The 23744-nt window shown below is 68.6% G+C and carries 25 protein-coding genes and 2 pseudogenes; 17 read left to right on the top strand and 10 right to left on the bottom strand.

Annotated elements, in window-relative coordinates:
• Nucleotides 1-65 precede the first annotated feature (65 nt).
• The 4 genes from WPS_RS01170 to WPS_RS01185 all read left to right on the top strand — a co-directional run bounded on the left by WPS_RS01170 (nucleotide 66) and on the right by WPS_RS01185 (nucleotide 3874).
• Nucleotides 66-2198 (top strand): DUF6600 domain-containing protein, encoded by a 2133-nt coding sequence (locus WPS_RS01170; protein ID WP_317996036.1) that lies wholly within the window; start codon nucleotides 66-68, stop codon nucleotides 2196-2198.
• 86 nt (nucleotides 2199-2284) lie between these two features.
• Nucleotides 2285-2545: a hypothetical protein gene (locus WPS_RS01175; RefSeq protein ID WP_317996037.1), complete on the top strand. Its 261-nt coding sequence runs from the start codon at nucleotides 2285-2287 to the stop codon at nucleotides 2543-2545.
• Between the two features lie 79 nt (nucleotides 2546-2624).
• The gene (locus WPS_RS01180) at nucleotides 2625-2990 is read left to right on the top strand and encodes a hypothetical protein (RefSeq protein ID WP_317996038.1); all 366 of its coding nucleotides are present in this window, start codon (nucleotides 2625-2627) and stop codon (nucleotides 2988-2990) included.
• Nucleotides 2991-3031: 41 nt separating this feature from the next.
• The gene (locus tag WPS_RS01185) at nucleotides 3032-3874 is read left to right on the top strand and encodes a phytanoyl-CoA dioxygenase family protein (RefSeq protein ID WP_317996039.1); all 843 of its coding nucleotides are present in this window, start codon (nucleotides 3032-3034) and stop codon (nucleotides 3872-3874) included.
• 31 nt (nucleotides 3875-3905) lie between these two features.
• On the opposite strand, the gene WPS_RS01190 is transcribed toward WPS_RS01185, so the two are convergent.
• Nucleotides 3906-5054, bottom strand: coding sequence for an acyl-CoA dehydrogenase family protein (locus tag WPS_RS01190; RefSeq protein WP_317996040.1), 1149 nt, complete (start codon nucleotides 5052-5054; stop codon nucleotides 3906-3908).
• A gap of 79 nt (nucleotides 5055-5133) precedes the next feature.
• Between WPS_RS01190 and WPS_RS01195 the strand changes: the two genes are divergently transcribed.
• The gene (locus WPS_RS01195) at nucleotides 5134-5931 is read left to right on the top strand and encodes an MmyB family transcriptional regulator (RefSeq protein WP_317996041.1); all 798 of its coding nucleotides are present in this window, start codon (nucleotides 5134-5136) and stop codon (nucleotides 5929-5931) included.
• A 46-nt stretch (nucleotides 5932-5977) separates the two neighbouring features.
• Entirely contained in the window at nucleotides 5978-6259 is a 282-nt protein-coding gene (locus WPS_RS01200; protein WP_317996042.1) for a hypothetical protein, read from the top strand.
• Here WPS_RS01200 and WPS_RS01205 read toward each other — a convergent pair.
• From WPS_RS01205 to WPS_RS01220, 3 genes and pseudogenes are all read right to left on the bottom strand, one after another.
• Nucleotides 6256-6492 (bottom strand): hypothetical protein, encoded by a 237-nt coding sequence (locus WPS_RS01205; protein WP_317996043.1) that lies wholly within the window; start codon nucleotides 6490-6492, stop codon nucleotides 6256-6258. The two genes, WPS_RS01200 and WPS_RS01205, sit on opposite strands and share 4 nt — an antisense overlap.
• Nucleotides 6493-6500: 8 nt before the next feature.
• Nucleotides 6501-7184: pseudogene (locus WPS_RS01215) on the bottom strand (helix-turn-helix transcriptional regulator).
• A gap of 3 nt (nucleotides 7185-7187) precedes the next feature.
• Nucleotides 7188-7583, bottom strand: coding sequence for a VOC family protein (locus WPS_RS01220; protein WP_317996046.1), 396 nt, complete (start codon nucleotides 7581-7583; stop codon nucleotides 7188-7190).
• Between the two features lie 127 nt (nucleotides 7584-7710).
• On the opposite strand from WPS_RS01220, the gene WPS_RS01225 reads away from it, so the two are divergent.
• Together WPS_RS01225 and WPS_RS01230 are read left to right on the top strand one after the other, a co-directional pair.
• Nucleotides 7711-8178 carry a hypothetical protein gene (locus WPS_RS01225; RefSeq protein ID WP_317996047.1) on the top strand — a complete coding sequence of 156 codons (468 nt, stop codon included), beginning with the start codon at nucleotides 7711-7713 and terminating at the stop codon, nucleotides 8176-8178.
• A gap of 116 nt (nucleotides 8179-8294) precedes the next feature.
• Entirely contained in the window at nucleotides 8295-9680 is a 1386-nt protein-coding gene (locus WPS_RS01230; RefSeq protein ID WP_317996048.1) for an FG-GAP repeat domain-containing protein, read from the top strand.
• Here WPS_RS01230 and WPS_RS01235 read toward each other — a convergent pair.
• On the bottom strand, nucleotides 9677-11086 hold the full coding sequence (locus tag WPS_RS01235) for an O-antigen ligase family protein (protein WP_317996049.1): 1410 nt from the start codon (nucleotides 11084-11086) through the stop codon (nucleotides 9677-9679). The two genes, WPS_RS01230 and WPS_RS01235, sit on opposite strands and share 4 nt — an antisense overlap.
• A gap of 310 nt (nucleotides 11087-11396) precedes the next feature.
• Between WPS_RS01235 and WPS_RS01240 the strand changes: the two genes are divergently transcribed.
• Nucleotides 11397-11672: a DUF2277 domain-containing protein gene (locus WPS_RS01240; RefSeq protein WP_317996050.1), complete on the top strand. Its 276-nt coding sequence runs from the start codon at nucleotides 11397-11399 to the stop codon at nucleotides 11670-11672.
• On the opposite strand, the gene WPS_RS01245 is transcribed toward WPS_RS01240, so the two are convergent.
• Both WPS_RS01245 and WPS_RS01250 read right to left on the bottom strand, forming a co-directional pair.
• Nucleotides 11644-12588 (bottom strand): ArsR/SmtB family transcription factor, encoded by a 945-nt coding sequence (locus WPS_RS01245; RefSeq protein WP_317996051.1) that lies wholly within the window; start codon nucleotides 12586-12588, stop codon nucleotides 11644-11646. The genes WPS_RS01240 and WPS_RS01245 overlap by 29 nt on opposite strands.
• A complete protein-coding gene (locus WPS_RS01250) occupies nucleotides 12585-13766 on the bottom strand; it encodes an MFS transporter (RefSeq protein WP_317996052.1) in 1182 nt (393 codons plus the stop codon). The genes WPS_RS01245 and WPS_RS01250 overlap by 4 nt, the downstream gene beginning before the upstream one ends.
• Nucleotides 13767-13926: 160 nt before the next feature.
• On the opposite strand from WPS_RS01250, the gene WPS_RS01255 reads away from it, so the two are divergent.
• The 3 genes from WPS_RS01255 to WPS_RS01265 are packed head-to-tail and all read left to right on the top strand — an operon-like array spanning nucleotide 13927 to nucleotide 16492.
• The gene (locus WPS_RS01255; RefSeq protein ID WP_317996053.1) at nucleotides 13927-14898 is read left to right on the top strand and encodes an ABC transporter substrate-binding protein; all 972 of its coding nucleotides are present in this window, start codon (nucleotides 13927-13929) and stop codon (nucleotides 14896-14898) included.
• A complete protein-coding gene (locus tag WPS_RS01260; RefSeq protein WP_317996054.1) occupies nucleotides 14895-15689 on the top strand; it encodes an ABC transporter ATP-binding protein in 795 nt (264 codons plus the stop codon). The genes WPS_RS01255 and WPS_RS01260 overlap by 4 nt, the downstream gene beginning before the upstream one ends.
• The gene (locus WPS_RS01265; protein ID WP_317996055.1) at nucleotides 15686-16492 is read left to right on the top strand and encodes an ABC transporter permease; all 807 of its coding nucleotides are present in this window, start codon (nucleotides 15686-15688) and stop codon (nucleotides 16490-16492) included. The genes WPS_RS01260 and WPS_RS01265 overlap by 4 nt, the downstream gene beginning before the upstream one ends.
• Here WPS_RS01265 and WPS_RS01270 read toward each other — a convergent pair.
• The gene (locus WPS_RS01270; protein ID WP_317996056.1) at nucleotides 16470-18014 is read right to left on the bottom strand and encodes a S53 family peptidase; all 1545 of its coding nucleotides are present in this window, start codon (nucleotides 18012-18014) and stop codon (nucleotides 16470-16472) included. The genes WPS_RS01265 and WPS_RS01270 overlap by 23 nt on opposite strands.
• Before the next feature lie 85 nt (nucleotides 18015-18099).
• Here WPS_RS01270 and WPS_RS01275 point away from each other — a divergent pair, with 85 nt between their 5' ends.
• On the top strand, nucleotides 18100-19269 hold the full coding sequence (locus tag WPS_RS01275; protein WP_317996057.1) for a hypothetical protein: 1170 nt from the start codon (nucleotides 18100-18102) through the stop codon (nucleotides 19267-19269).
• 8 nt (nucleotides 19270-19277) lie between these two features.
• On the opposite strand, the gene WPS_RS01280 is transcribed toward WPS_RS01275, so the two are convergent.
• Entirely contained in the window at nucleotides 19278-19898 is a 621-nt protein-coding gene (locus WPS_RS01280) for a CGNR zinc finger domain-containing protein (protein WP_317996058.1), read from the bottom strand.
• A 62-nt stretch (nucleotides 19899-19960) separates the two neighbouring features.
• Here WPS_RS01280 and WPS_RS01285 point away from each other — a divergent pair, with 62 nt between their 5' ends.
• Together WPS_RS01285 and WPS_RS01290 are read left to right on the top strand one after the other, a co-directional pair.
• Nucleotides 19961-20362, top strand: a complete 402-nt coding sequence (locus WPS_RS01285) for a hypothetical protein (protein ID WP_317996059.1) — start codon at nucleotides 19961-19963, stop codon at nucleotides 20360-20362.
• Between the two features lie 111 nt (nucleotides 20363-20473).
• Entirely contained in the window at nucleotides 20474-20857 is a 384-nt protein-coding gene (locus tag WPS_RS01290; protein WP_317996060.1) for a serine hydrolase domain-containing protein, read from the top strand.
• On the opposite strand, the pseudogene WPS_RS18045 reads toward WPS_RS01290, so the two are convergent.
• Nucleotides 20847-22044 (bottom strand): annotated as a pseudogene (locus tag WPS_RS18045) (IS256 family transposase). The gene WPS_RS01290 and the pseudogene WPS_RS18045 overlap by 11 nt on opposite strands.
• A 162-nt stretch (nucleotides 22045-22206) precedes the next feature.
• Between WPS_RS18045 and WPS_RS01305 the strand changes: the two are divergent.
• Nucleotides 22207-22506 (top strand): 5'-3' exonuclease H3TH domain-containing protein, encoded by a 300-nt coding sequence (locus WPS_RS01305; protein ID WP_317996062.1) that lies wholly within the window; start codon nucleotides 22207-22209, stop codon nucleotides 22504-22506.
• A gap of 98 nt (nucleotides 22507-22604) precedes the next feature.
• Complete coding sequence (locus WPS_RS01310; protein WP_317996063.1) at nucleotides 22605-23543, top strand: quinone oxidoreductase family protein; 939 nt, start codon at nucleotides 22605-22607, stop codon at nucleotides 23541-23543.
• Nucleotides 23544-23744 lie beyond the last annotated feature (201 nt).

Raw genomic sequence — 23744 nt, forward strand, 5'->3', positions numbered from 1 at the left:
GCTCTGGAGAACTTTCCCAGGCTCCGCCCGCGTTGAGAAGATCACCATCATCCGCGAGGGCTTTCATGCATTCGTTGTTCGGCCGGCGGACCGCGCTTCTCGCCGCGGCGGTCGCGGCGCTCCTCCCCTTCGCGCTTCCCCATCCCGCCGTCGCCGACGGCGATGCGTCGACCGGCGTCGCGGTCGCGCGCCTGAGCCTCATCGACGGCTCCGTCGCGGTGCGTCGCGGCGACTCCGACGCGCCGATCGCCGCCGCGATCAACGCTCCGGTGCTGGGCGGCGACTACCTCTCGACCGGTGACGGATCGCGCGCAGAACTGCAGATCGACGGCAGCACGCTGGTGCGTCTGGGCAAGAACGTGCAGATGCGCGTGACGCATCTCGACAACGACAACCGCGCGCTTCAACTCGCGCAAGGAACGATCGAACTGCGGCTGCTGCGCGGTACCGACGGGCGCTCCGACATCGACACGCCGTCGGTCACGGTGCGGCCGACGTCCGCCGGCAGCTATCGCGTCGCCGTCAGCGGCGACGGCGTCACCTTCGTGACGGTGCGTTCCGGGAGCGTCGCGATCGTCACCCCGCAGGGTGAACGCTCGCTCGGCACGGGCGTCACGCTGGTTGCGCAAGGTCCGTCGTCGTCGCCGGCGATCACCGAGCAGGACGCGATCGCGCTCGACGAGTTCGATCGTTTCAATCACGATCGCGACGAGCGCTACGAACGCGCGCTCGCCGACGAACCGTACGTCAGCCGCGATCTGGCCGGCGTGGACGATCTCAACACGTACGGCCGCTGGGTTCCCGATGCGACCTACGGCGAGTTGTGGGTTCCCGCGGGCGTCGCGCCCGGGTGGGCGCCCTACACGCAAGGCCGCTGGGTGTGGGAAGACGGCTTCGGCTGGACCTGGGTCGGAATCGAGCCGTGGGGCTGGGCGCCGTATCACTACGGCGCGTGGTACCGCAGCCCGATCTACGGCTGGTGCTGGTACCCGCCGCGCCGGAACGCCGTCGCCGCCTGGCGTCCCGCGCTCGTTGCGTTCTTTGCGTTCGGCGGCGGATCGTCGTTCGGGTTCGGCTACGGCAGCGGCTTCAACCTCGGCTGGGTTCCGCTCGCGCCGTTCGAGCCGTGGCATCCGTGGTGGGGCCCGCATTGGGGCGGGACGACGATCGTCAGCAACACCACCGTCGTCAACAATACGATGAACACGTACTACGGCAACGCGTACGTCAACAACGGTGAGATCACCCGTTTCTACAAGAACGCGCGCTACGGCGTGGTGACGGTGCCGGGTCAGCGGTTCCTCGAAGGACGCTTCGACCATCCGCGGATCGTGCAGGCCGCGCAGCTCCCGGCGGTGCGCGTGATGCGCGGTGCGCTCCCCGTGGTCCCCACCGCGGCGAACCTGCGCTACACCGACCGTCCGATCGCGCCGCAGCTCGCGGTGCAGGACCCGGCGGTGCATCGCACGTTCGCGGGCGCATCGATTCCCGTGACGCGCTTGCCGTTCGAACAGCAGCGCGCGGCGATCGCGACCGCGACCCATCAGCGGTACACGCAGGCGCCGGCGACCGATTCGTGGTCGCGCTTTGCGCCGCCGCCCGGTTCGCACGCGGGCGCGGTGCGCGGCTACGATCGTTCGGGCTCGCAGACGATCACGACGACGACACCGGCGAGTGCGAACGTGCCGGCGCACGCGCAGCGCGTGATGCAATCGCGTGCACCGGCTGCGGGGAGCGACCCGTGGAGCCGGTTCTCCGCCGCCCGCGGCGAGGCCGACGCGCACCCGGTCCCCGTCTTCGACGGGGGTTCTGGCCGCACGCGGACGTACGAAGCGAGCGGGACCGTCCGCGCGCGCGGTGCGGAGACGAACGCACCGCCGGTCCGCGTTCACACGTTCGAAACAACGACTGCGCCGGCGGCCGCGGGCACGACCGCCGCCCCGCCGGTGCGCCGCGGTCTCTCAGCATCGGCGGTCGAGACGCGACGCACGCCCAGCTACGTGCTCCCCGACGCCGGTTCGAGCCGGCGGCACGAGACGTACGAGCGGAGCGAGACCGGATCGCCCGCCGTGGTGACGCGTGCGGCGTCGGCCGCCGCGCCCCGCCCGGCGCCGGCAGCGGGGCCGGCGCAGCACCCGCCGGCTGCGGCCGTGCACGCGGCGGTGTCGCACGCAGCGACCGCCGACCACCCCCGCTAAACGGGCCGGACCCCTTGCCTCTTGGCCGCTTGGGGCTTATGCTGACCTTGGCTTTGGCCAAACAGCGAACGACAAAGGCAGATGGTATGACATTCGATCAATGGATCGACACCGTGAACGCCCAGGTCAAGGGGCGTCTCGGTGCCGGCGTGCGCACGGAAGAGCTCTCGTGGGACTCCGCGATGTGGGTCGGCGGCGGCGGTACGGTCGTCGCGGCGCTCGCAGAGGACGAGGCGACGGTGGCGTTCTCGTTCGACGACGGCGAGAAGCTGCAGATGGCGTACAACGACGCCGCGCCGGAGTCGGTCGGCGCGACGATCGCAAAACGCCTCACCTCAGCGGCTTAGACGTTTCATCAACCCGGGCCGCGCACGGATGGCCGTGCGGCCCGTGTCCGGGCGAGCGGGAGACGCTATCCTGTCGCCCATGGACTCCGCCTCGGCGACCTGGTCGCTGGTCGACGCTGTTGCTCCGCTGATCGCCGCCTTCGGCGACCGCCTCCGCCTGTGGCGTGACGGCGAGATCGCCTGCTGGGGCTACGACGGGATGACCGTCGCGGTACGGCGCCGCCTCGACGGCGCGCTGGATGCCGCGTTTCTCGACCGCCCCTGCCTCGACGCCGTCGCAGGCGAGCCCGCCGCTGCCGCCTACCGCCGGCTCGGCGCGGTCCCGTATGCGATGAGCCCGGTGGGCGCGGAGCGCATCGTCGCCGACATGACGGCATTCTTCGAAGGCGTCCGCGAGCCGCGGTTCATCTTCGTTTCGGCCTGCGCGCTCCCGCGCGCGAGTTAACCGCCGCAGAGGTTCGGCCGCCGGCGCGAGAACGCACCGGTATGCAGCTCGCGCGGTCGCCGCACGATCGGCTCGAGGCCGACGGCTTTCTCGTGATCCCCGGCTTCGTCGACGCCGGCGCGATCGCGTCGCTGCGCGCCCGCGCGCAAGAGATCGTCGAGGCGTTCGATCCGGGCGCGTCGCGCGCGATCTTCACCACCCGCGACGAGGCGAAGACGAAGTCCGACGCCTACTTTCTCGAATCGGGTTCCGCGATTCGCTGTTTCTTCGAAGAAGAAGCGTTCGACGAACGCGGCATGCTGCGGCGGCCCAAGGCGCAGTCGATCAACAAGATCGGGCACGCGGTGCACGATCTCGACCCGGTCTTCGAGGCGTTTTCGCATGGGGCGCACCTGCAGGCGCTCGCGCATGCGCTCGGGCTCGAGAATCCGCGCGTCTACCAGTCGATGTACATCTTCAAGCAGCCGCACATCGGCGGCGAAGTGCGCTGGCATCAAGACGCGACGTACTTCGTCACCGAACCGCAGACGGTCACGACGTTCTGGTTCGCGCTCGAACGTGCCGACCGTTCGAACGGGTGTCTGTGGGTGCAGCGCGGCGGTCACCGAACGGCGCTGCGCGAGCGGTTCGTCGTCGACGAGCGCGGGCCGCGCGCCGAGGTGCTCGATCCGACGCCGTGGCCCTCGCAGGACGAGGCCGAGCCGGTGGAAGTGGAGGCCGGGACGCTGGTGGTATTTCACGGACTGCTGCCGCACTACAGCGCACCGAATCGCTCCGCGCGATCGCGTCACGCGTACACGCTGCACGCGGTGGACGGCCGCGCGCACTATGCGGCGACGAACTGGCTGCAGCGCGGTGCGTCGCTTCCGGTCAGAGGTTTTTGAGCACCGTCGGGCTTCGATGAGCTCAGCGTGACTAAAGGCCGATTTGGCGGGCGATGACGAGGCGTTGCACTTCGTTGGTGCCTTCGCCGATCTCGTTGATTTTTTGGTCGCGGTACATCCGTGAGATCGGGTATTCGTCCATGAAGCCGTAGCCGCCATGGATTTGCAGCGCTTCGTTGACGACGCGGCGTGACATCTCACCCGAGAAGAGTTTCGCAAGCGACGCGTTCAGTTCGAACGGCCGTCCCTGATCCTTTTCCCACGCGGCTTTGAGCACCATGAGCTTTGCGTGCTCGATCTCCATCAGCATGTCGGCGAGCTTGAACTGGATCGCCTGGAACTTCGAGATGGGTTTCCCGAACTGATGGCGTTCCTTGGCGTATTTGTAGGCTTCGTCGTACGCGCCCATCGCGAGCCCGACCGAGAGCGCGGCGACCGAGATGCGTCCGCCGTCGAGGATGGAAAGGAACTGGCGGAAGCCGTGGCCGCGCCGGCCGAGGAGATTCTCCTCGGGGACCTTCGCGTCGACGAACGAAAGCTCGCGCGTGTCGCTCGCGCGCCAGCCCATCTTCTTGTACTGTTTCGAGCGGGTGAAGCCCGGCGTGTCCTGCGGAACGATGATGTTGGAGATCTCGGGCTTGCCGTCGGCGTCGGTGCCGGTGATCGCGGTGATCGTCGTGCCGCCGGTGATCTCGGTGCCGCTGTTGGTGATGAAGGCTTTGGTGCCGTTGATCGTCCATTGACCGTCGCCGAGCACGGCGCGCGTTTGCGTTCCGCCCGCGTCGCTCCCCGCGTTGGGCTCGGTCAGTCCGAAGCCCCAGAGTTTCTCGCCGCGTGCGAGCGGGACGAGGTACGTCTGCTTTTGGGTTTCGGTGCCGAAGTAGTAGATCGGCGACGCGCCGAGCGAGACGTGCGCGGCCAGGGTAATTCCGGTCGACGCGTCGGCGCGGCTGATCTCCATCACCGCGAGCGCGTAACTCACCGTGTCGGCGCCGGCGCCGCCGTATTCTTCGGGGAACGGCAACCCCATGAGTCCGAGCTCGGCCATCTTCGCGACTAGCTCGTACGGGAAGCGCGCCTCGGCGTCGTTGCGCTCCGCTTGCGGTGCGACCTCGTTCTGCGCGAAGTCGCGGCAGAGTTCTTGGATCGCGCGCTGGTCGTCGGTCAGCTCGAAGTTCATGGCGGCCTCGAAATAACGCGGAAGAAGGCGCCGGACCCTCCCGGGAGTGCGCTTGCGCCGTAGTGAGAAAGTTACCACCGTGGATGCTCGGGAGGATCATCGGCGTCGCGTCGGCGCGTTCTTGCGGGCGCAGCGCAAGCGCTTGCTCCCCCAGGAGGTCGGTCTGGGCCCCGAGCGCGGCCGGCGCGGCGAGGGCCTGCGGCGCACCGAGGTCGCCGCGCTCGCCTATGTGAGCGTAACGCTCTACACGTGGCTCGAGCAAGGCCGAGATTTCCCCGTCTCCGCCGTCGCACTCAATGCCGTCGCGAACGCCCTGCGTCTCGACGAATCGGGCCGGGCTTACCTGATGACGCTGCGCGCACGCGATCCCCAGCCGCCCCCGAAGGTGCAGGACGTCGGCCCCGCGCTGCGCGCGCTGATCGAGCGCCACACGCTGGGGCCGGCGTACGTGATGACGCGGCGCTGGGACATCATCATGTGGAACGCGCTGCTGACGGAGGTGTTCGGCGTGCTCGACGTCGCGCCGTGGGGAGCGTACAACGCGCTGTGGTGGGTGTTCGCGGCGGAGCGCGCGCGCACGCTCTATCCGGGCTGGCTCGAGATGGCGCGGCGCATCGTGGCGCAGTTCCGGCTCGACGCTATGCAGCACGCGGGGCACGACGACTTCGACGAACTCGTCGAGCGGCTGCGCGAGCGCAGCCCGGAGTTCGCGGCGCTCTGGCAGCGCGACGATGCCGTGCAATTGCGTTCCGAAGGACACATCGAGGTCGTCGACAACGCCGGCGAACGGCGCCGCTACGCGACGCTGACGCTCGTACCGCAGAACAGCGAATCGCTGCGCGCGGTGTTCTTCTTCCCGGTCCCCGAGGGCGCATGATCGGGCCCGACAAGGTGTCCGCGGACCGGCGTCGGATGGTCCGCTCATGCGAACGCGGGACTTATTCGCCACCCTGCGCGACCGCGTGCGCCCGCTGCTGGCTCATCCCGCGGGCGTCGTCGAGTCGTGGAACGGCAACGCCGATCCGGTGTGGCGCCGCGGCGAAGCGTGGGTCCGCGTCGAGGCGGTCACCAAACTGCAGGTGCGCCTCGTCGCCGGCAGCGGCGGCACCACCACCGTGGAGCGCGTGCAGGCTGCGGACGATCTCGACGCGCTCGTTCGCGACGTCGCCGCGCTCGTCGACGCGAGCGCCGCGGTCGCGCCTTAGCTCGAGCGCGCGATATAGGTGTAGCTGCCCGGCTGCCACGCCGCGACGCTGCCGTCGTGCATCACGAACGATTCGCAGCCGTCGACCTCCGGGTTGAAGTCGTCGTTGCGCGCTTTCGTGCGCGCCCAATCGACGTTCCCGTCCTGCCGCGCAGCCGCCCGTGCCTTCGTGTAGGAGAACTGCGAGGACTTCGCGATCGCATTGAGCGCGCGAACCAACTGCTGAGCCTGCATCGCGGCGTTTACGGCATCGGCCGTGCGCGCACCCGTGCCAGAAACGCGTCGAGCGTCTTCCCGTCTTCGTCGGGGAACGGCTCCCCGAGTGCCGGTTCGCGGATGCGGTCGAGCCGGAAACTGCGGAAGTCGTCGCGCAGTTCGCACCACGCGACGAGCGTCCACACTTTGCCTCAGAAATAGAGCCCCAGCGGCCGGATCGTGCGCGCGGTCGCGGTACCGTCGTCCGTCGCGTACGCGATAGCCAGCCGGCGGCGCGCGTCGATCGCTTCGCGCGCGATCTCGAAATGCGACGGCGCCGTTCCGCGCGCGAAGCGCGGTGCATAGATGCGCGCATCGTCGAGCGGCGCGAGCAGGTCGGCAGGCACCGCGCCGCGGATGCGCGCGAGCGCCGACCGCGCCGACGCGGCGAGACCGGGCCCGCACCACGCCTCGACGAAACGCACCCCGACGACGAGCGCTTCGATCTCGTGCCGCTCGAACATCAGCGGCGGGATCTCGAACGTCGCCGGAAGGCGATAGCCACGGCCGGGTTCGCCTTCGATCGGAACGCCGCAGAGCGTGAGCTCGTCGACGTCGCGGTAGATCGTCCGTTCCGACACCTCGAGCCGCTCGGCGAGACGGCGTGCCGTGACGTTGCGGCCGCCTCGCAGCAGCTGCACGATGGTGAAGAGGCGGTCGGCACCGCGCATCGCCTACGACATCGCGTGCAGCCCCACCCGATTCCCTTCCGAGTCGAGGATGTGCGCGACGAATCCCAGCCCTTCCGGCAGTGCGGTTTTCGGCAGCGCGACGCGTCCGCCGGCAGCGGGAACGCGCTCGAGCGTGCGGTCGAGCCGCCCGTCGGCGTCGAGGTACACGATCGTCCCGTTCGAGCACGGCTTCCATTCCGGCCCCTGGACGAGGCAGCCGCCGGTGCCGGTCTCGCGGTCATAGGGGAACACCGCGATGCGCGCGGTGCCGAAGGGGCGATCGATCAGCGTCGTTTCGAGAATCGTTTCGCAGAAGCGGCGCGCGCGATCGAAGTCGGTGGTGGCGATTTCGAACCAGGTGAGCGCGCTCGTGCGCGGCGGCGCTGCGGTGTCGGTCATCGTTCTTGTCCTCATCGGCGTCGGTGCGATGCGCCTACCGTAGCAAACGCTCCTGACAGCGTGCTGTCAGGAGCGGATGCGAGATCGCGTTTGACCGGGCTGCGGTTGCGGGAACCGGGAAGGCCGGATGTCTGTCACCGATGTTCGCCGCGTCGCACTGCTCGTCGCTGACGACGCCGCGTCCGCCTGCGTGTCGCGCATCGTCGACGCGCTCCGATCCGGCCGCGACCGGGTGCACGTCGTGACGCATCGCATCGGGGCGCTTGCGCTCGCGGCGCACGGCGCGGTTCTTCCGGATCGCGCGCTCCAGGCCGCCGCTTCGGCCGATGCGGTTCTCGTCGCGATCGGCGCGCAGCACCGTGAGACGACGGCGGCACTGGCGGCGATTCGCGAGCAGTTGGGCTTCACGCGGCGCCCCGCCGACGCCGGTGGTGCGCGCATGTGGCTCAACGCGGCCGGAACGCGCGGCTGCTTCATCGTCGGCACGTTGCCGGCCGGGTTGACCGCCGTCGCGCTCGCGCTGGAATACGCGTTCGGCGATCGCGATGGTGCAAACGCGTTGCGCGACGCACGGCTCCGGGCTGCGCTCGCTTAAGCGCGCCCCGACGGAGACGATCGCGCTGCCGGGCAGCAGCTTCCGTTCTCGAGTAGCGACAACGAGCCGCACCCGTGATGGATTGACCGTATACTCTGCGCGGTATCATGCGGTCGATGAATCGTCGATCGCTGGTGGCGGCAGCCGTGATCCTGGTCGCCAGCATTGTCTTCGGAGCTTGGAAGGTTCACGAACATCGGGTGCATGTTGCTCTCATGAATCGCGAGGACATCCCCAACCCCGTCAAAGCGGAGCACATTGCGAAAATCCACGTCTCTCCGATGCAGCCGGTTCCGTTTCGGCAGGATGTTCTCGATAATCGGCGCGGCAACCACAAGGCGAAAGTCATCATCAATCCCGATGGTCTCGGTTCCGTCGTAGCGGCGATCTATGAGCCGAGCACCGTGGAGCTGTATCGCGCGGCCCACGAGTCATTCTCCATTGCCCATCCGGGCTATATCGGCGGCGACGAAGACGCGCAAGTTGCGGATATCGACGGCGACGGTACGCCGGACATTGTCACCGGCGGCCAAAACTTCATCGTGAGCGTGCTTCTCAATCCGGGGCGCAGCGCATGTTCCAACGTCTATCGCTGTCCGTGGGCTTCACTTACGATCGATCGCGGGCGCAACTCGCATGACGTGCAGATTGGAGATGTCAACGGAAACGGCCGCCCGGACGTCGTTACCGAACAGGGCGTATACTTCAACGAAGATGGCGGCCGGCACTGGGATTTCGCCGGACGCGAAGTCATTCCGCGCGACGGTCAAGGCACCACGGTGGGCGTCCTCGATGCCGATGGTTTTCCCGACATCATTGCTCCGTTTCATCTAGGCACGATGCTCGCGCGATTCGTGAATCCGCGCCATCATCGCGGCGATCCGCTGCACGAGCGATGGCAGGCCGACGTCATCGACGCACATCCGCTCTTCACGGGCAACATGAGCACGGCGATCGCGGATGTCGATCATGACGGCCGCAACGACATCCTGCTCGCTCCCATGTACGGCGGCGGCGGACTCGTCTGGTACCAAGCCGTCAACGCCTGGGGCACCGTGGCGCCGGCATATGATCGATCCTACCATCAACTTCGTTCACCAAGGGTCGTTGAAGGTCGCCGATTTCGACGGCGACGGCTGCCTCGACGTTGCGTTCGCCGAGCAGGATCAATCGCCCACGCGCCGAGTCGGCGTCTTCTACAATGTGAACGGCGACGGTTCGAAATGGAAACTGCAGGTTCTCTCGACGAGCGGCGGGCACAACATCAGGGTCGGAGCGCTCGGCAGGGACAAATTACCGAGCATCGTCAGCGCGCGCTGGGGTTACGGCGCAACCGCGGACCCGCTCGTCGTCTGGCGAAATGTTCGATTCCGGACCAGAAGTCCGGAACGTGCAAAGTGCGGCGCGAAGCAGTCGAGCATTGCGCGGTCCGCACGGCAGCTGACGCCGGCGCACTGAACCGCACGCACGACGTACGCAGAACGAGGGCCGCGTTCGCCTAGCGCGCCGCGGCTAATCGCTCGCGCAGCCGTCGAGCCAGCGGCGCGCCCGGATCGATGCGATCGGAACGGCGCCCGGTGGCGCGAGCGGAGCCGACGTCGCCGCGCGCGAGCGCAACCAAGCCGGCACCGGCGACCGCGTCGGCATCGCCCGGATCGATCTGCGCTGCACGCATGAACCGTGACGACGCCGCCCCGAGATCGCCGCGCTCGAGCGCGAGCTGCGCGGCGTCGAGCAGATACTTCGTGTTCAAGGGCGCGAGTGCGCTCGCGCGATCCAAATCGGCGGCGGCCTCCGCCGGCCGGTCGAGGCGAGCGGCGAGTCGGCCCAGACGCCACCAGGCGTCGCCCAGCGCGTTCGGACGCGTCGGCGTCTGCGCGAGGCGGTCGCGGATGCGTCGCTCGAGCGCGTCGGCGTCGTGCAGACGGCCTCGCTGCACGCGCTCGTTCACGAGGTGCTGCAGTGCCTCATCGTTGCCGGCGTCGAGATAAAACGCGATCGCCGTCGCTTCGTCGCCGCGAACAGCCGCCGATCGTGCCCGGCGGTCGTCACGCCGGGCACCGGGAGGCATGCGCGCGATCCACGCCGCCGCCGTAACGGGGTCGCCGCGCTGCAGCGCGTCGTCGGACCGTGCACCGTGCGACGTCAGCCGCGCGCGCAGTTCGGCGGCAAACCGCCACCAGCCCCACGCGAGCGCCGCAACGCCGAGCAGACCCGCTTCGGCCGCGACCGTCAAGACGATGCCGTGCGCGTGAAGCGCGGACGGTTCGGCGCCGGGTGCGCGGACCAGCGGATACACGTGCGCGAACCCGAACGGTCCGACTCCCGAGAACGGAAACCGCACGATCGACTGCAGCGCCGCTTCCCAAATCGAGAGGCGGGTGAAGTTTTCCGACGGATCGTGGTGCGCGTTGAACACGAGCGCGAGGAGGGCGATCGCTGCGCCGGCGAGCGCGGCGGCGTACCGCAATCGTCCGCGCCGCGCCACGGCCAGCATCGCGAGCGCTTCGGTCAAGCCTGCCCAGCCGGCGCGCGAGAACGTCAGCGCGAACGCCGTCGTTCCCAGCGCTAATCCGCACCACGCGAACGGCGCCAACGCGCCGCCGCGCCGCGCGAGCGCAAACGCGATGGGGATGAAGACGATGAGGTAGCCGGCGAGTTCGCCTGGAACGACGAACGTGCCGGTCGCGCGGGCGTGCGAGATCGTGTAGAGCGCCGCCGGAACGCGCGCCGCCAGCAGCGCGATCGCGAGGGCCGACGCGAGCGCGCCCGAAACGACGAAGGTGCGAAGAAGCGCGTCGAGCGCGCGCGGTTCGCGCGCACAGCGCACGATCGCCGCGTACCACACGACGCCGGCACCCGCGACCGCCACGAAGAGCGCACCGCCGAGGGGATCGCGACCGAGCACCGCGGCGACGGCTCCCGCCGCAGGCGGCGCGGCCAGGGACGATCAGCGGTACGGGCCCGCGGGGCAGCACGACCAGCGCCGTCGACCAGACCGCGACGCACGCGGCGGCGATCGCCAGCAGCACGACGACCGCCGCCGGCGGAAGCAGCGAAGCGCCGGGGACGGTCGCCGGCGCGAGCGCGATCGGCGCAGGGAACAGCGGGATGAGCGCGAGCGCGAACGCGGCGGCGCGCTGCAAACGGGCTTACGCGCGCGGATCCCGCTTCGAGCGGCAGGCGAAGCCGCGCCGCCCGGCGTGAATCTCCCAGGCATGTGCCGCAACATCCGGACGCTGTACAACTTTGAGCCGCCGGCGACGGACGACGACATCCGCGCGGCTGCGGTGCAATTCGTGCGGAAGCTCTCCGGCTTCACGCGACCCTCGCATCAGAACGAAGCGGCGTTCGAGCAGGCGGTCGACGATGTCGCGATCGTCGCGCGGCGCCTCATCGATTCGCTCGTGACGGCGTCGGCGCCCCGGGATCGCGAGGCCTGGACGGCCCGAGCGAAGGCGCGGGCTACTGCGCGACGCGCCGCGAGACCGTGATCGGGTCTTTTGCGGCGCTCTCCGCCTCGCCGGAGAAGTTGACCACCACGCCGTAGCGGCGGGCCAGGGCCTCGCGCTCGGCGTCGAAGCGCCGGCGGATCCGCGCGGAGGCGTCCTGCGCTTCTTTCGTGAGCCGGTCGTGCAGGAGCGCTTTGCGCGCGGTTTTGGCCTGTTTGGCCTCACCGGAACGTGTTTTCATCCTCTCTTTGTTGCGCATCGGCGCGCCGGCACCCCTAAGCGGTCCGCACGCCGAGCGCCGCGAAGAGCGCTTCTCGGCCCGCGGGGGTGACACGGACCGCGCGCGGTACGCCGCCGTCGACGATCCATCCGGCGTCGCGCGCGCGTGCGGCGAGCGCGCACGCCGCGCTCCCGCCGAGGTGCGGCCGGCGTTCGGTGACGTCGAGACACGGGCGCACGAGCGCGCGTCCGTGCGGAAGTCCGTCGAGCGCGACGCCGGCTGCGGCGAGGCCGCGACGGCCCGTGCCGGTGAGCGTGTAATGGCCGTCGTCGCCGAACGCGATCCACGAGCGGGCGACGAGCGCGTCGTGGATCGTGACCCCCAGGACGCCGGCGACGTGACCGTAGCAGATGCGCGCGGCGCGCGCTGCTGCGCGAGCAGGTTGCCGTGCGAGAGCGAGCGCACGCGCGGCGCCAGCGAGAGCGCGGCAAGCGTCTCGATCGCGTGCGCGACGTCTTCGCGTGCGATCCGGTAGTAGCGGTGACGGCCCTGCGTGCGCGTCGCGAGAAGTCCCGCTGCGACGAGGCGGCCCAAGTGTTCGCTCGCGGCCGCAGCGGCGATGCGCGCGTAGCGCCCGAGCTCTCCCGACAGGCGTTCCGTCCCGTCCATCAGGCATTCGACCATGGTCGCGCGCGCCGGGTCGCCGAGCAGCCGCGCGATCGCCGCGACGTCGTTCATGCCGCACGCTCCGTGGCGGCGCTGCGCGCGCGCGGCGCACCGGCCGCGATCAGCACCCCGAGCGCGACGACGGCGTAGAGGCCGCCGACGATCGCAAACGCGGCGAACAAGCCGAAGCCCGTCGCCAGCGCGCCCATCGCAAGGACGGGAACGCCGATCATGAGATACGTGATCGCGTAGAATCGCGCGCCGACGCGGGCCCGCTCTTCCGGGGTGCCGAGCCGGTTGATCATCGTCTGCGCGCCGAAGAACGAGGCACCCTGCGCGATCCCCGCGACGAACGTCGCGATCGTGAAGAGCGCGAGCGAACGCGCCGGCACCGCCGTGAGAATCCCGGCGAGCGCGACGATCGTGAGCGCCATCCCCCAGCGCAGCGTCACGCGTTCGTCGCGCGTGCGCAGAGCGAACATCGCCAGCGGCGAGACGGCGAACACGATCAGGGCGAGGACGCCGCCGACCGCCGGACTGCGCACGCCGAGCAGCGCGCCGAGATACGAGGGCACGAGCGAGACGAACAGGCTCGCGACCCACCAGCCGATCCCCGACCCGAGCGCCGCAATCGCAAAGGCGCGCCGCGCACCGGCGTCGAGGCGGACGGGAGCGCGCGCGACGCGCACCTGCGCCGGTCGCGTTTCGGGGACGAACGCGATCAGCGCCGCGCACGCGCCGAGCGCGATCGCGATGTCGATCGCGTACGCGGCGGTGAACGGTGCGATCCCGGCGGCCGCGAGCGATCCCGAGAGCGCCGGCGCGAGCCCGCACGCGAGCGAGAGCGCAAACGTCGCGACGAGCGCGGCGGCGCGGCGGTCGCCGTCGGCGCGCAGTTCGACGAGCAACGGTGCGCCGGCCGCGCCGGCGAGACCGATCGCGAGCGCCGCCGCGAGCCGTCCGGCGATCAGCCAGCTCAGCCCGCCGGCCAGGGCGAAGAGTGCGGCGCCGAGCGCGGAGACGAGGACGCCGAGGGCGAGCGTCGCGCGGCGGCCGATGCGGTCGGGGACACGTTCGCACGCGATGAGCGCGCCGATCAACGCGATGGGATAGGTCGCGAAGACGGCCGTCATCGCGAACGTCGAGAACCCGAAGCGCTGCCGGTAGAGCTCATAGAGCGGCGCGGGGATGTTGGAGCCGAGCATCGCGGCGGCCAGCGCGAGGCCGACCATCCAAGCTGCGCGTGTCACCCCTGGACCCTACCACGCCGTCGTTTCGGTCTCCGCCGAAACGTGCTGTCGAACCGAAGCGCGGGCTCGCTAGCCAAATGGCGCGTGACGCGGCGCAGCCGCATCAATAGGATGATGCGACGCGCCGCACGGCGCTTCGCGCTCGCCTGTTGGAGTTCGTTTGAAGAGAGGCACCTTTCTCGCCGCCGCCGGCGCGGCCGGCGTCTGCAGCGTCGCCGGCAGTCCGGCGCTCGCGCAGACCAGCACGAAAATTCTGGTGGGGTACTGGCCCGTCGCGGCGGCGCTGCCGTTCTTCGTCGCAGCGCAGATGGGTTATTGGAAAGACGCCGGAGCCGACGTCGAATTGGTCAAGTTCGCCGATCAGGTGAAGGTCACCGAAGCGCTGCTCGCCGGCCGCATCAACGCGACCGCGACGGGGACCGGCTCGACGCAACTCGCGCTCGCCGAAATCGCGTCGCCGAATTTTTTCAAGATCCTCGGTGCCAATCTCAGCAGTCAGAAGTCGATCCTCGACGAGGTCATCGTCGCCAAAGACTCGCCGTACAAAACGATCGCCGACCTCAAGGGGAAGAAGATCGCCACCGGCGTCGGCCCGCAGGCGATGCTCGAAGCGAAGATCATCTTCGGCAAGAACGGCGTCGACACGCCGCCGATGGAACTCGCGCCGGCGCAGCACGTCGCCTCGATCGCGGCGGGACAGATCGATGCGGCGTACACGTACGAGCCCAACGGAACCGTCGGCCGCCTCAACGGCACGGTGCGCGTGCTCGAGGCCGGCGTGCGCTCGAAGTACCTGCTCGGGAATCCGGATGCGCCCTGGTACGGCGGCGCCGCCGTGATCGCTGCCGAGACCCTCAAGAACGCGCCCGGCGACGTCAAGAAATACATCACCGGGATGAAGCGCGGCTTCGATGAAGTGCGCAAGAACATCAACGCGGCGCGCGCCGTGTATCCGGCGTACACGACGTTCGACGTCAAGCTCGCCGAGGCGATCCCGGCGATCTCGTACACGCTCTACGACGAGTTCAAGCCGGCGGATATCCGGTACTTCCAGGACAATTTCGACCTCTTCTACAGCGAGAAGATCTTTTCGCGCAAGCTGCAGGTCGCGCCGATGATCTACCGCGGATGATCGCTCCTTCGCCGGAACGCGCGCAGCACGGTGCCGACGAAGCGTTCATCCGCGTCCGCGGGCTCGACAAGTCCTTCGCGGGCCAGCCCGTCTATCGCGGGTTCGATCTCGACATCGCGCGCGGGACGTTCACCACGATCTTCGGCCCCAACGGCTGCGGCAAGTCGACGCTGATCAACATGATGAGCGGGCTGATCCCGTTCGACGGCGGGAGCGTGCAGATCGGCGGCCGCGATTTCCGCTCGGCACGGATCGGCTACGTCTTTCAGAATTACCGCGACTCGCTCTTCCCGTGGATGCGGGCGCTCGAGAACATCGAGTACCCGTTGAAGGTCCGCGGCGTGCCGCGCAAGGAGCAGGTCGCGCGGGTCGAGGCGCTGCTCGCGCGGTTCGAGATCACGCTCGACCTTCGCCGGCACACCTACGAGATGTCCGGCGGACAGCAGCAGCTCGTCGCGATCCTGCGCGCGCTCGCGGCGGATCCCGAAGTCCTGTTCCTGGACGAACCGTTCTCGGCGCTCGATTACGAGATGACGCTGTACGTGCGCGACCGCCTGCAGGCGGTGTTTCTCGAGACGGGCTTGACCACGGTCCTGGTCTCGCACGATCTGGAGGAAGCGGTCTATCTCGCCGACCGCATCGTGCTGCTCAGCAAACGCCCCACGCGCGTCGTCGAGACGATCGCCTACGAGACGCCGCGGCCGCGAACGGCGGAGATCCTCGCCGATCCGCGGTTCGTCGCGACCAAAGGGCACGCGCTCGAGATCTTCCGCGCGGAGATGCGGCGATGACGGTCGCCGGCCGAACCCTGGCGCGCGCGCCGCGCGCGCCCGTTCCGCGCCTGCGCTGGGCGATGCTGCTGCCGCTCGCCGGGCCGGCGGCGTTTCTCGCGCTCTGGTGGGCGGTGAGCGCTGCGCACGTGGTGCGCGCCGTGCTGCTGCCGTCGCCGTTCGAGACCCTCGGCTATCTCGGCGATGCGTTCGTGCACGGGACGCTCGGCGCGGATACGGTGGTCACGCTGACGCGGACCTTGCTCGCGTTCGCGATCGGCGCGGTGCTCGGCGTCCCGATCGGCGTCGCGTTCGGCAGCAACGAGCGGCTTTATCGCAGCGTCGAGTTTCTGATCGACTTCTTTCGCTCCACGCCGGCGAGCGCGCTGATCCCGCTGTTCATCCTGTTCTTCGGGATCACCGACGTCAACAAGATCGCGATCGCGGGCTTCTCCGTGTTTCTCATCGTGATGTTCAACAGCGCGTACGGCGTGATGAACGCGCGCAAATCGCGCCTGCTCGCCGCGCGCGTGATGGGCGCGTCGCGGTTCCAGATATTTCGCGACGTCCTCGTCTACGAAAGCCTGCCGCAGACGTTCGTCGGGCTGCGCAACGGGATCAGTACGGCGCTGGTCATCGTCGTCGTCGCCGAGATGTTCATCGGCAGCGATCAGGGTCTGGGGCACCGCATCATCGAGGGCGAGCAGATCCTCCACGTCAACGACATGTACGCCTCGATCCTGGTCGCCGGGATGCTGGGTTACGCGCTCAACGTGCTCTTCATGCTCGCCGACAAGCGCCTCATCCACTGGAACGGGAAGTAGCGCGCGCGAGCGCGGCGCCGTCGGGGCTGCCGAGCCCCGTGCACGCGTCCCAGCCAGGCGCGGCACGGTACGCGCCGTTCGTGCCCTGCGTGATGTCGCGAAACGCCGCGGGCTGCGCGTAGAGCGCGGGGTTCACGAAGCCGAGCGGCGCGCCGCGCCGTTCGTTGAGCAGTGCGACGAGCGCGGCCCACAGCGGCGCGACGGCGCTCGTCCCGCCGAAGACCTCGTTCTGGCCGTCGACGACGATCGCGTAGCCGGTTTGCGGATCCGCGTCGGCCGCGACGTCCGGGACGCCGCGCCCCACGCGGCCGCCGGGATTCGCCGACGGCGGCACGCCGGCGTTCGCCTGCCATGACGGCAGCGGGAACGCGTCGCTGATCCCGCCCCCCGTCGCGCCGTTGCCCGCGCCGTCGTTCCACACCGTCTCACTTGCGATCGTCGTCCCGGCGGCGTCGAGGCGCGTTCCGCCGCAGGCGACGACGTGCGGACTCGACGCGGGGAAATCGACGTGCGCGTTGCCGTCGGTCACGCCGTCCGACGATCCGCTGTCGCCCGCGGCCGCCGTCACCGTCACGCCCACCATCGCCGCGTCGGCGAATGCCTGATCGTAATTCGTCAGCGATTGCTGCGTCCACGTCGACTCCGGCCCGCCCCAACTGATCGAGACGACCGTCGGCCGGTTCGTCGCGTCATGGATCGCGGTCGTGATCGCGTCGAGAAATCCCTGATCGGTGTTGGGCGCGAAGTAGACGACGATCGTCGCGCCGGGCGCCAGCGCGCCCGCGACCTCGATGTCGAGGAGTACTTCGCCGTCGGCGCTGGTGGGATCGCCGGCGGGCGCGTTCGCCGCGCCGTCGACGCCGACGCTGATCACCGTCGGCGTCGCGATGCCGAGACCTTTGAAGTACGCATCGAGATCCGACTGCTTGTAGCCGCCGCCGAGTTCGATCAGCGCGATCGTCTGGCCGCGGCCCGTCGCATCGGCGGGGAAACCGTAGAGCGCGCCGAGCTGCGCGGCGGTGAACGAGACGGCTCCCGCGCGCGGCTGGCGGATGCGCCGGAAGTGCGCGCGCGCCTGCGGGCGGGTGTCGAGTCCGTGCACGCCGCGCACGATCGCGGCGAGCGACGCGGGGATACTGAGCGCACCGGTGCGGCCGAGGAACGACACCCCGTCCCGCTCGTACTGCAGCAGCGTCGTGCCGAACGCGGCGCACACGTTCTGCACCGTTCCGCTCACGACGACGCTGCGCCGGGCCGCGTCCGTCGACTGCACGGTCATCCCGTATGCCGACGCGAATCGGTCGACTTCGGCGATGTCTTCGGCCGCCGCACCGTAGCGCTGAGCGAACTCCTCGCGCGTCATCACGGCATCGCCCGTATCGGGAGCATCCGGGACGGGTGTGCGCGGGCGCACGATGATGGTGAGTTCGACGGTGTGATCGGACGGTGCGGCACCGCCGCTCACGGCTGCGGGCGGCGCGTCGCGCTCGGACCCGGGGACGAGGACGCGTTCTTCGGCCATTCCACGGATGATAGCCGCATCACGTCGTTCGCGATAGACATCGGAGCGAAAGGGGCAAGCGCCCTCTGGTCTCAAAACCTCGAGCATGGAGGCCGGTTCCGGTCCCTCGTGGCGCACGCTGCTGCTGCAGTTCATCGCGCCGAGCGCAATCGCGACGCTGATCTCGTCGGCGCTGGCGATCTACAACCTCCGCATCGCCGAAATCGACAAACAGCGCGATTACGAAACGACGTTCACGAAGGTGCTCACCGACACGGTGCTGCCGAAGAGCAACGTCTTCAAAGCCCAGAGCACGCTCGAAGACGAGCAGGAGATGAGCGCGTATCTGTTCGCGCTCGACGGTTTGGCGCAGACGGAGACGCAGCACCGCACCGTGCTGCTGCTTGCGGCGCGTCTGCTCAACGCGAACCCGAACCGCGAGGATACCGGCAGTCCGGCCGCGCGATTTCTCGATGTCGCGATCGGCGACATTCAGGACGAGTTGTCCCGGGGCCGCAACGCCGATCTCAACGGGCGCCTCAATGCGATGGTCACCAGCCCGACGTTCGTCGATCTTGTCGCCGCGGGCTACGCGACGCAGTACTACAACGACGCGCAGAAGCAGACGTCGTTCGCGCGTCCGACGCGGCTGGGGGATCAGGACATCGCTCACGAGGCGAAGGCGCGGCTCCTCGACGCGGTCGGCGTGCGCACGTCGGAGGGGTGGATCCACGTCGCGAGCTGGGTGACGACGTATCGCGTGAAGGTCGGCGATCAATGCCAGCCGTTCGGCGAAGCGCAGTCGGCGCTCGACCGCGGTCAGCTGCCGCCGCTCGAACGGTCGCTCGCGGAATACGTCGTTCCGCTGCCGGATGCACTGTGGATCGCAAGCTTCGGTGCGTCCGCAGCGCGCAGCACGTCGCCGCCGTGCGGCGGAACGGCCGCGCCGGCGCGCGCCGCCGGCGACGGCACGTCACCCGTGCCGGCGAGCAGCCCGGCGCGCATCCCGCCGGCATTGCGTCCGCTGCGGCCACGGCTTCTGCGCGACGAGGCCCCGCGCACGCACGTCGCCGCCGACGGCACGTTCATGCGCGGCACCCTCGGACGCGTCGTCGGCGACGTCCTACCGACGGATTGCCTGCAGCTGATCGCGCTCAGGCCCGTACTGGTCTTCGTGCCGGATTGGCAGATCGACAAGAAGGGCGACGGCCGCCACGCGGGACTGCTGCACCTGTGGGCGCACGTCCGCAAAGGCGCCGCCGGCTGCCCTGAATGATCGTAACGTCACCTCGACTTCGCGCGCTTGCGGAACGCCGTGACCTTCGCACGATTGCCGCAGCGCGCCATCGAGCACCATCGGCGTTCGCGATGGCCCGCCGGGGTGAGAAAGATCGCCCCGCAGGAATCTAACCCGCAGCGCCTCAGCCGCGCGCGCTCCTGCGGGTCCGCGAGCAGCTCGATCGCGTCGGCGGCGATTCTGCCGAGCCCGCTCTCGATCGTCTCAGGATGGCTGCTCGACAGCGTCAGCGTCTGGACGTCGAGACTCGGCCGCGACGACCAGCGCCGCGCTGCATCGTTGAGCGTCGCGACATCCTCCGCGCTCGGGCGGTTCCCGTCGACGAGCGCGGAAACCGCACGCGCGATCGCTTCGCGCAGCCGCAGTGCCCGGCGGTACAGCGCGCGCGTCGGCTCTCGCTCTTCTGCTGCAAGGCCCGCGTGTCGAAGCCACGCGCTCAGGAGCGCGGGCGTCGGAACGCGCTCGGTCATCGCCGAGCCCCGGTCTGCCACGGTGCCGGCGAAGCTGAGCGAAAGGCGCCCGTGATGGAGCGGAAAATCCGGGCTTCCGGCGCTGGATTCAAGTTCCACTGCCCAGGTAGTGTAACCTAAAATTAGGTTTCGTACCACCCCGGAAGCCCTTGACTAGCGCGGTGTCGGGCGCTATGATTGTAACCGTTATGACGGTTACAATGACGCTTGCCTCCACCCCGGCGGTCGCGCTCACCGACGAGCAGCGCTGGTCGATCGATCTTTCCGTTGCGCAATACCTGCGCAGCGCGCGAGCAGTCGTCGAGGCGCAGGAACGTCTCGCGCAGCTTGGGGTGTCCTCCGACGAACTGCTCAGGCGGCGCCGCGCGGAATCCGCAGACCGCGGCATCGCGCGGCTCTTGCGGCTCGCGGTCACGCTGATCATCACGCGCGGGCGGCTCGATAGGGCGGATCGCCGCCGGCTGCCGCCGGGCGCGTCCGAGGCCACCATCCACGCCGTCGTCGCGGCGACGGCCGAGGCCTACGCGCGCGTGCTGGTTGCCGAATCGGCCGCACCGGCAGGCTCGCGGCCGGCGATCGACATGAACGTCGGCGACTATTAGCCGAGCTTCGCGCGTTGAAACCGATCTGAACGCCGCGCGTATCGGCGAGGAGAGATCGGTGCATTCGGAGGGCCGCGATCGTCGTCAGCACCGTCCCCTATCGACGGATACGTGGTTGATGGTTTCGCGACCGTCCGCGATGCCTTTGCCGAGAACTTCGCGCGTCGCGGAGAGTTGGGCGGCGCCGCGTGCACCTACCGCGACGGCGAGAAGGTCGTCGACCTGTGGGGCGGCGTGCGGAACAAACAGACCGGCGAGCCGTGGGAGCAGAACACCATGGTGGTCGTTCACTCGGCGACGAAAGGCCTCGCGGCGATGACGCTCGCCGTCGCCCATTCGCGCGGATGGCTCGACTACGACGAGCGCGTGTGCGCGTACTGGCCCGAGTTCGAGCAGAACGGGAAAGAGCGCATCACCGTCCGCGTACTCTTGGGATCGTGCCCCGCGGAGTGGTGTACGTGTAACTCTCGACGCGGGTCGTTTCTCAGCCCGTAATCACGGCTGAGAGCCGCTGGTTCTGGTTGTCGCTGATCGCTCCGAGTCCTTCGAGCGAGAGGTACCGTCGCTGCAGCTGCCACTCGTCGTTCTGTTCCAAGAGCAGCGCGCCGACGAGCCGCACGATCGCGGCGTCGTTCGGGAAGATACCAACGACGTCGGTACGCCGCTTGATCTCCGCGTTGAGCCGCTCGAGCGGGTTCGTCGAGGCGATATGCTTTCGATGCGCACGTGGGAAGCCGGTGAAGGCGAGCACGTCGTTCTGCGCTTCGTCGAGCAGTGCGGCAAGCTTCGGCAGCTTTGTTCGGAAGTGATCGGCGACCACGCGCCACTGCTCGTGCGCGGCTTCGGTGGTCTCTTGTGCGAACGCCGTGTTGATCAGCGCGAGAACCATCTGCCGTTGGCCCTTGTTCGCGTACGCAAGAGCGTTGCGCATGAAGTGCACGCGGCACCGCTGCCACGTCGCGTTGAACACTTTCGCGATCGCCGCCTTGAGGCCGAGATGCGCGTCGGAAATGACGAGCTTCACGCCGCGCAAGCCGCGCCGGGTCAGGTCTCGCAAGAACTTCAACCAGAACGGCTCGGCTTCGCTTGGTCCAACGGCAACACCGACGATTTCCTGACGCCATCAGTGTTTACGGCGACGGCATTTATTACGGCAACCGACACGATCCGCCCGGCCTGGCGGACCTTGACGTACGTCGCGTCGATCCACAAGTATGGCCAGTCACCTTCGAGCGGGCGCGTCAAAACACGTTCACGCGCTCGTCGATTTCACCGCACAACCGCGACACTTGGCTCTTCGAGATCCCGGTCATGCCCATCGCCTTGACAAGCTCGTCGACCGAACGCCGTCGAGACGCCCTGGATGTACGCTTCCTGGATCACCGCGACGAGCGCTTTCTCCGCCGTCCTACGCGGTTCGAGAAACGCCGGCAAGTACGAGCCGCGCCGATGCTTCGGAATACGCAGATCGACCGAGCCGACTCGCGTCTCCCAGAGTCGATCGCGGTAGCCGTTGCGGCTGTTACTGCGCTCGGCAGTTCGCTCGCCGTACTCGGCGCCCGTGCGCTGCTCGACCTCGAACTCCATGAGCCGCTCGGCAACGTGGGCGAGCAGCTCGCGGACGACGTCGTCCTGCGCCCCCTTCTCAACGAGCTCGGGAGTGCCATAATGACCTTGGCCATCGTGGTGTCCTTTCGCGGAAAGTTGCTAGGCAAAACCAACCTTCGCCAAGAGCCACGATGGCCGCCCTCTATCCTACGAGGGGGCCGGGGTCATACACCACGCCCGGGGACACGATCTACTCTTGGCGCATCAGGCGCACGATCTTCGACGAAGCCGGGATCGTGGCGAAGTTCGGCGTGCTGCCGGAGAGCATCCCGGACTATCTGGCCCTGGTCGGCGATGCGGCGGACGGCTTTCCGGGCCTGCCCGGCTGGGGCGCGAAAGCCGCGGCCGTTTTGGCCCGATACGTGCACCTCGAAATGATCCCGGCCGATCCGCGCGCCTGGAACGTCAACGTCGCGAGTCCCGGCAGGCTCGCGCAGAGCCTGGAACGCAACCGCGATCGAGCGTTCTTGTTTCGCGACCTCGCGACGCTTTGCACCGACATCGCGCTCTTCGATGACGTCGATGCCTTGCGCTAGAGCGGATAGAACGCCCCGATTCGCTGCGCTTCAAGAGGGAGCTCAGCGTTCGGAAAAGTCCACAGTAGAGATGCCCCTCGCGGTCAAAAACTTGCCGCATGCAAGCAGTCGTTGCTCACTCGTATGGCGATCTTGACGCCCTTCGCTTCGAGTCGATTCCCGATCCGACGCCGGCCGAGAACGAGATCGTTCTCCGCGTGGAAGCGACGTCGCTCAATCCGGTGGATCTCAAGGTGCTCTCGGGTGCACTGAAGGTACTGTTCGAGACGCATTTTCCATACGTCCCCGGGGTCGATGCTGCGGGCACGGTCGTCGCCGTCGGCCCCGGCGTTACCGGGTATGCCGTCGGCGATCGTGTCGGTGGGGCGGTCCACGCCGGTCTCGCTGAATTTGCGCGGGCTGACATCACCTCACCGCTCGTCGCGCGCGTGCCCGACTCCCTCGAGACCGTGACGGCCGCCGCAGCCCCGGTCGTGGGCTTGGCCGCGCTCGACGCTCGACACGCGTCCGGCGATGTTCTTGGGAAGAATGTCGTCGTGATCGGCGCGACGGGGAGCGTCGGTCGTCTCGTCGTTCAACTGGCGGCGTCCGGGGGTGCCCGCGTGACGGCCACGGCTCGGCCCCGCGACGTGTCGGTTCTTCGATCGCTGGGGGCGAGTGACGTCATCGACTACGATGCAGAGCCGATCGTCGAAGGCATTCGGAAGAGACTTCCGAGCGGCGCGGACGTCGTCGTCGATCTCGTGCACGTGGGTGCGGAACTCGCTTCGATCGCCGCAGCCGTCGTGCCGGGCGGGAGACTCGTCTCGACCCTGTTCGGCCCGACCGGCGAACAAGTCGGCGATGGCGTTTCACTCACGTACGTTCGGATGGACGAAGGCGGGCCGGCGACGACCGCGGAGGTCTATGCCGCGTTGGTCGCGGGCTCGTTGCGTCTAGACATCGGCCGAACGTTTCCGTTTGCTGAAGCGATCGAGGCCCTTCGTGCGCTGCAGCGCGGCGATATTCGAGGAAAGCTTGTCGTCACGCAAGGGTAGCAGCAGTCGCTCTCATCGCGCGCGATCGGCAGACGTTCTTGTGAGAAGGTGATGGACCCGAAAGTCTACCTTGCATCTCGTCGGATACACGTTCGGTATGTTGGCGTTTGCGCTCATCTATTGGTCGCTTCGGCGGAAACTCATCATCGAAATGGACGGGTCTCCGCCCTCTTGCACAAGCGGCGGGCTTGAAACATCAGC

Source organism: Vulcanimicrobium alpinum (assembly GCF_027923555.1).
In the GTDB taxonomy this organism is placed as follows: domain Bacteria; phylum Vulcanimicrobiota; class Vulcanimicrobiia; order Vulcanimicrobiales; family Vulcanimicrobiaceae; genus Vulcanimicrobium; species Vulcanimicrobium alpinum.

Bases quoted from the DNA above. Each gene is read 5' to 3' on its own strand.
- WPS_RS01170 (WP_317996036.1), top strand. From the start codon at position 66: ATGCATTCGTTGTTCGGCCGGCGGACCGCGCTTCTCGCCGCGGCGGTC.
- WPS_RS01175 (WP_317996037.1), top strand. From the start codon at position 2,285: ATGACATTCGATCAATGGATCGACACCGTGAACGCCCAGGTCAAGGGG.
- WPS_RS01180 (WP_317996038.1), top strand. From the start codon at position 2,625: ATGGACTCCGCCTCGGCGACCTGGTCGCTGGTCGACGCTGTTGCTCCG.
- WPS_RS01185 (WP_317996039.1), top strand. From the start codon at position 3,032: ATGCAGCTCGCGCGGTCGCCGCACGATCGGCTCGAGGCCGACGGCTTT.
- WPS_RS01190 (WP_317996040.1), bottom strand. From the start codon at position 5,054: ATGAACTTCGAGCTGACCGACGACCAGCGCGCGATCCAAGAACTCTGC.
- WPS_RS01200 (WP_317996042.1), top strand. From the start codon at position 5,978: ATGCGAACGCGGGACTTATTCGCCACCCTGCGCGACCGCGTGCGCCCG.
- WPS_RS01205 (WP_317996043.1), bottom strand. From the start codon at position 6,492: ATGCAGGCTCAGCAGTTGGTTCGCGCGCTCAATGCGATCGCGAAGTCC.
- WPS_RS01220 (WP_317996046.1), bottom strand. From the start codon at position 7,583: ATGACCGACACCGCAGCGCCGCCGCGCACGAGCGCGCTCACCTGGTTC.
- WPS_RS01225 (WP_317996047.1), top strand. From the start codon at position 7,711: ATGTCTGTCACCGATGTTCGCCGCGTCGCACTGCTCGTCGCTGACGAC.
- WPS_RS01230 (WP_317996048.1), top strand. From the start codon at position 8,295: ATGAATCGTCGATCGCTGGTGGCGGCAGCCGTGATCCTGGTCGCCAGC.
- WPS_RS01240 (WP_317996050.1), top strand. From the start codon at position 11,397: ATGTGCCGCAACATCCGGACGCTGTACAACTTTGAGCCGCCGGCGACG.
- WPS_RS01245 (WP_317996051.1), bottom strand. From the start codon at position 12,588: ATGAACGACGTCGCGGCGATCGCGCGGCTGCTCGGCGACCCGGCGCGC.
- WPS_RS01260 (WP_317996054.1), top strand. From the start codon at position 14,895: ATGATCGCTCCTTCGCCGGAACGCGCGCAGCACGGTGCCGACGAAGCG.
- WPS_RS01265 (WP_317996055.1), top strand. From the start codon at position 15,686: ATGACGGTCGCCGGCCGAACCCTGGCGCGCGCGCCGCGCGCGCCCGTT.
- WPS_RS01270 (WP_317996056.1), bottom strand. From the start codon at position 18,014: ATGGCCGAAGAACGCGTCCTCGTCCCCGGGTCCGAGCGCGACGCGCCG.
- WPS_RS01275 (WP_317996057.1), top strand. From the start codon at position 18,100: ATGGAGGCCGGTTCCGGTCCCTCGTGGCGCACGCTGCTGCTGCAGTTC.
- WPS_RS01285 (WP_317996059.1), top strand. From the start codon at position 19,961: ATGACGCTTGCCTCCACCCCGGCGGTCGCGCTCACCGACGAGCAGCGC.
- WPS_RS01310 (WP_317996063.1), top strand. From the start codon at position 22,605: ATGCAAGCAGTCGTTGCTCACTCGTATGGCGATCTTGACGCCCTTCGC.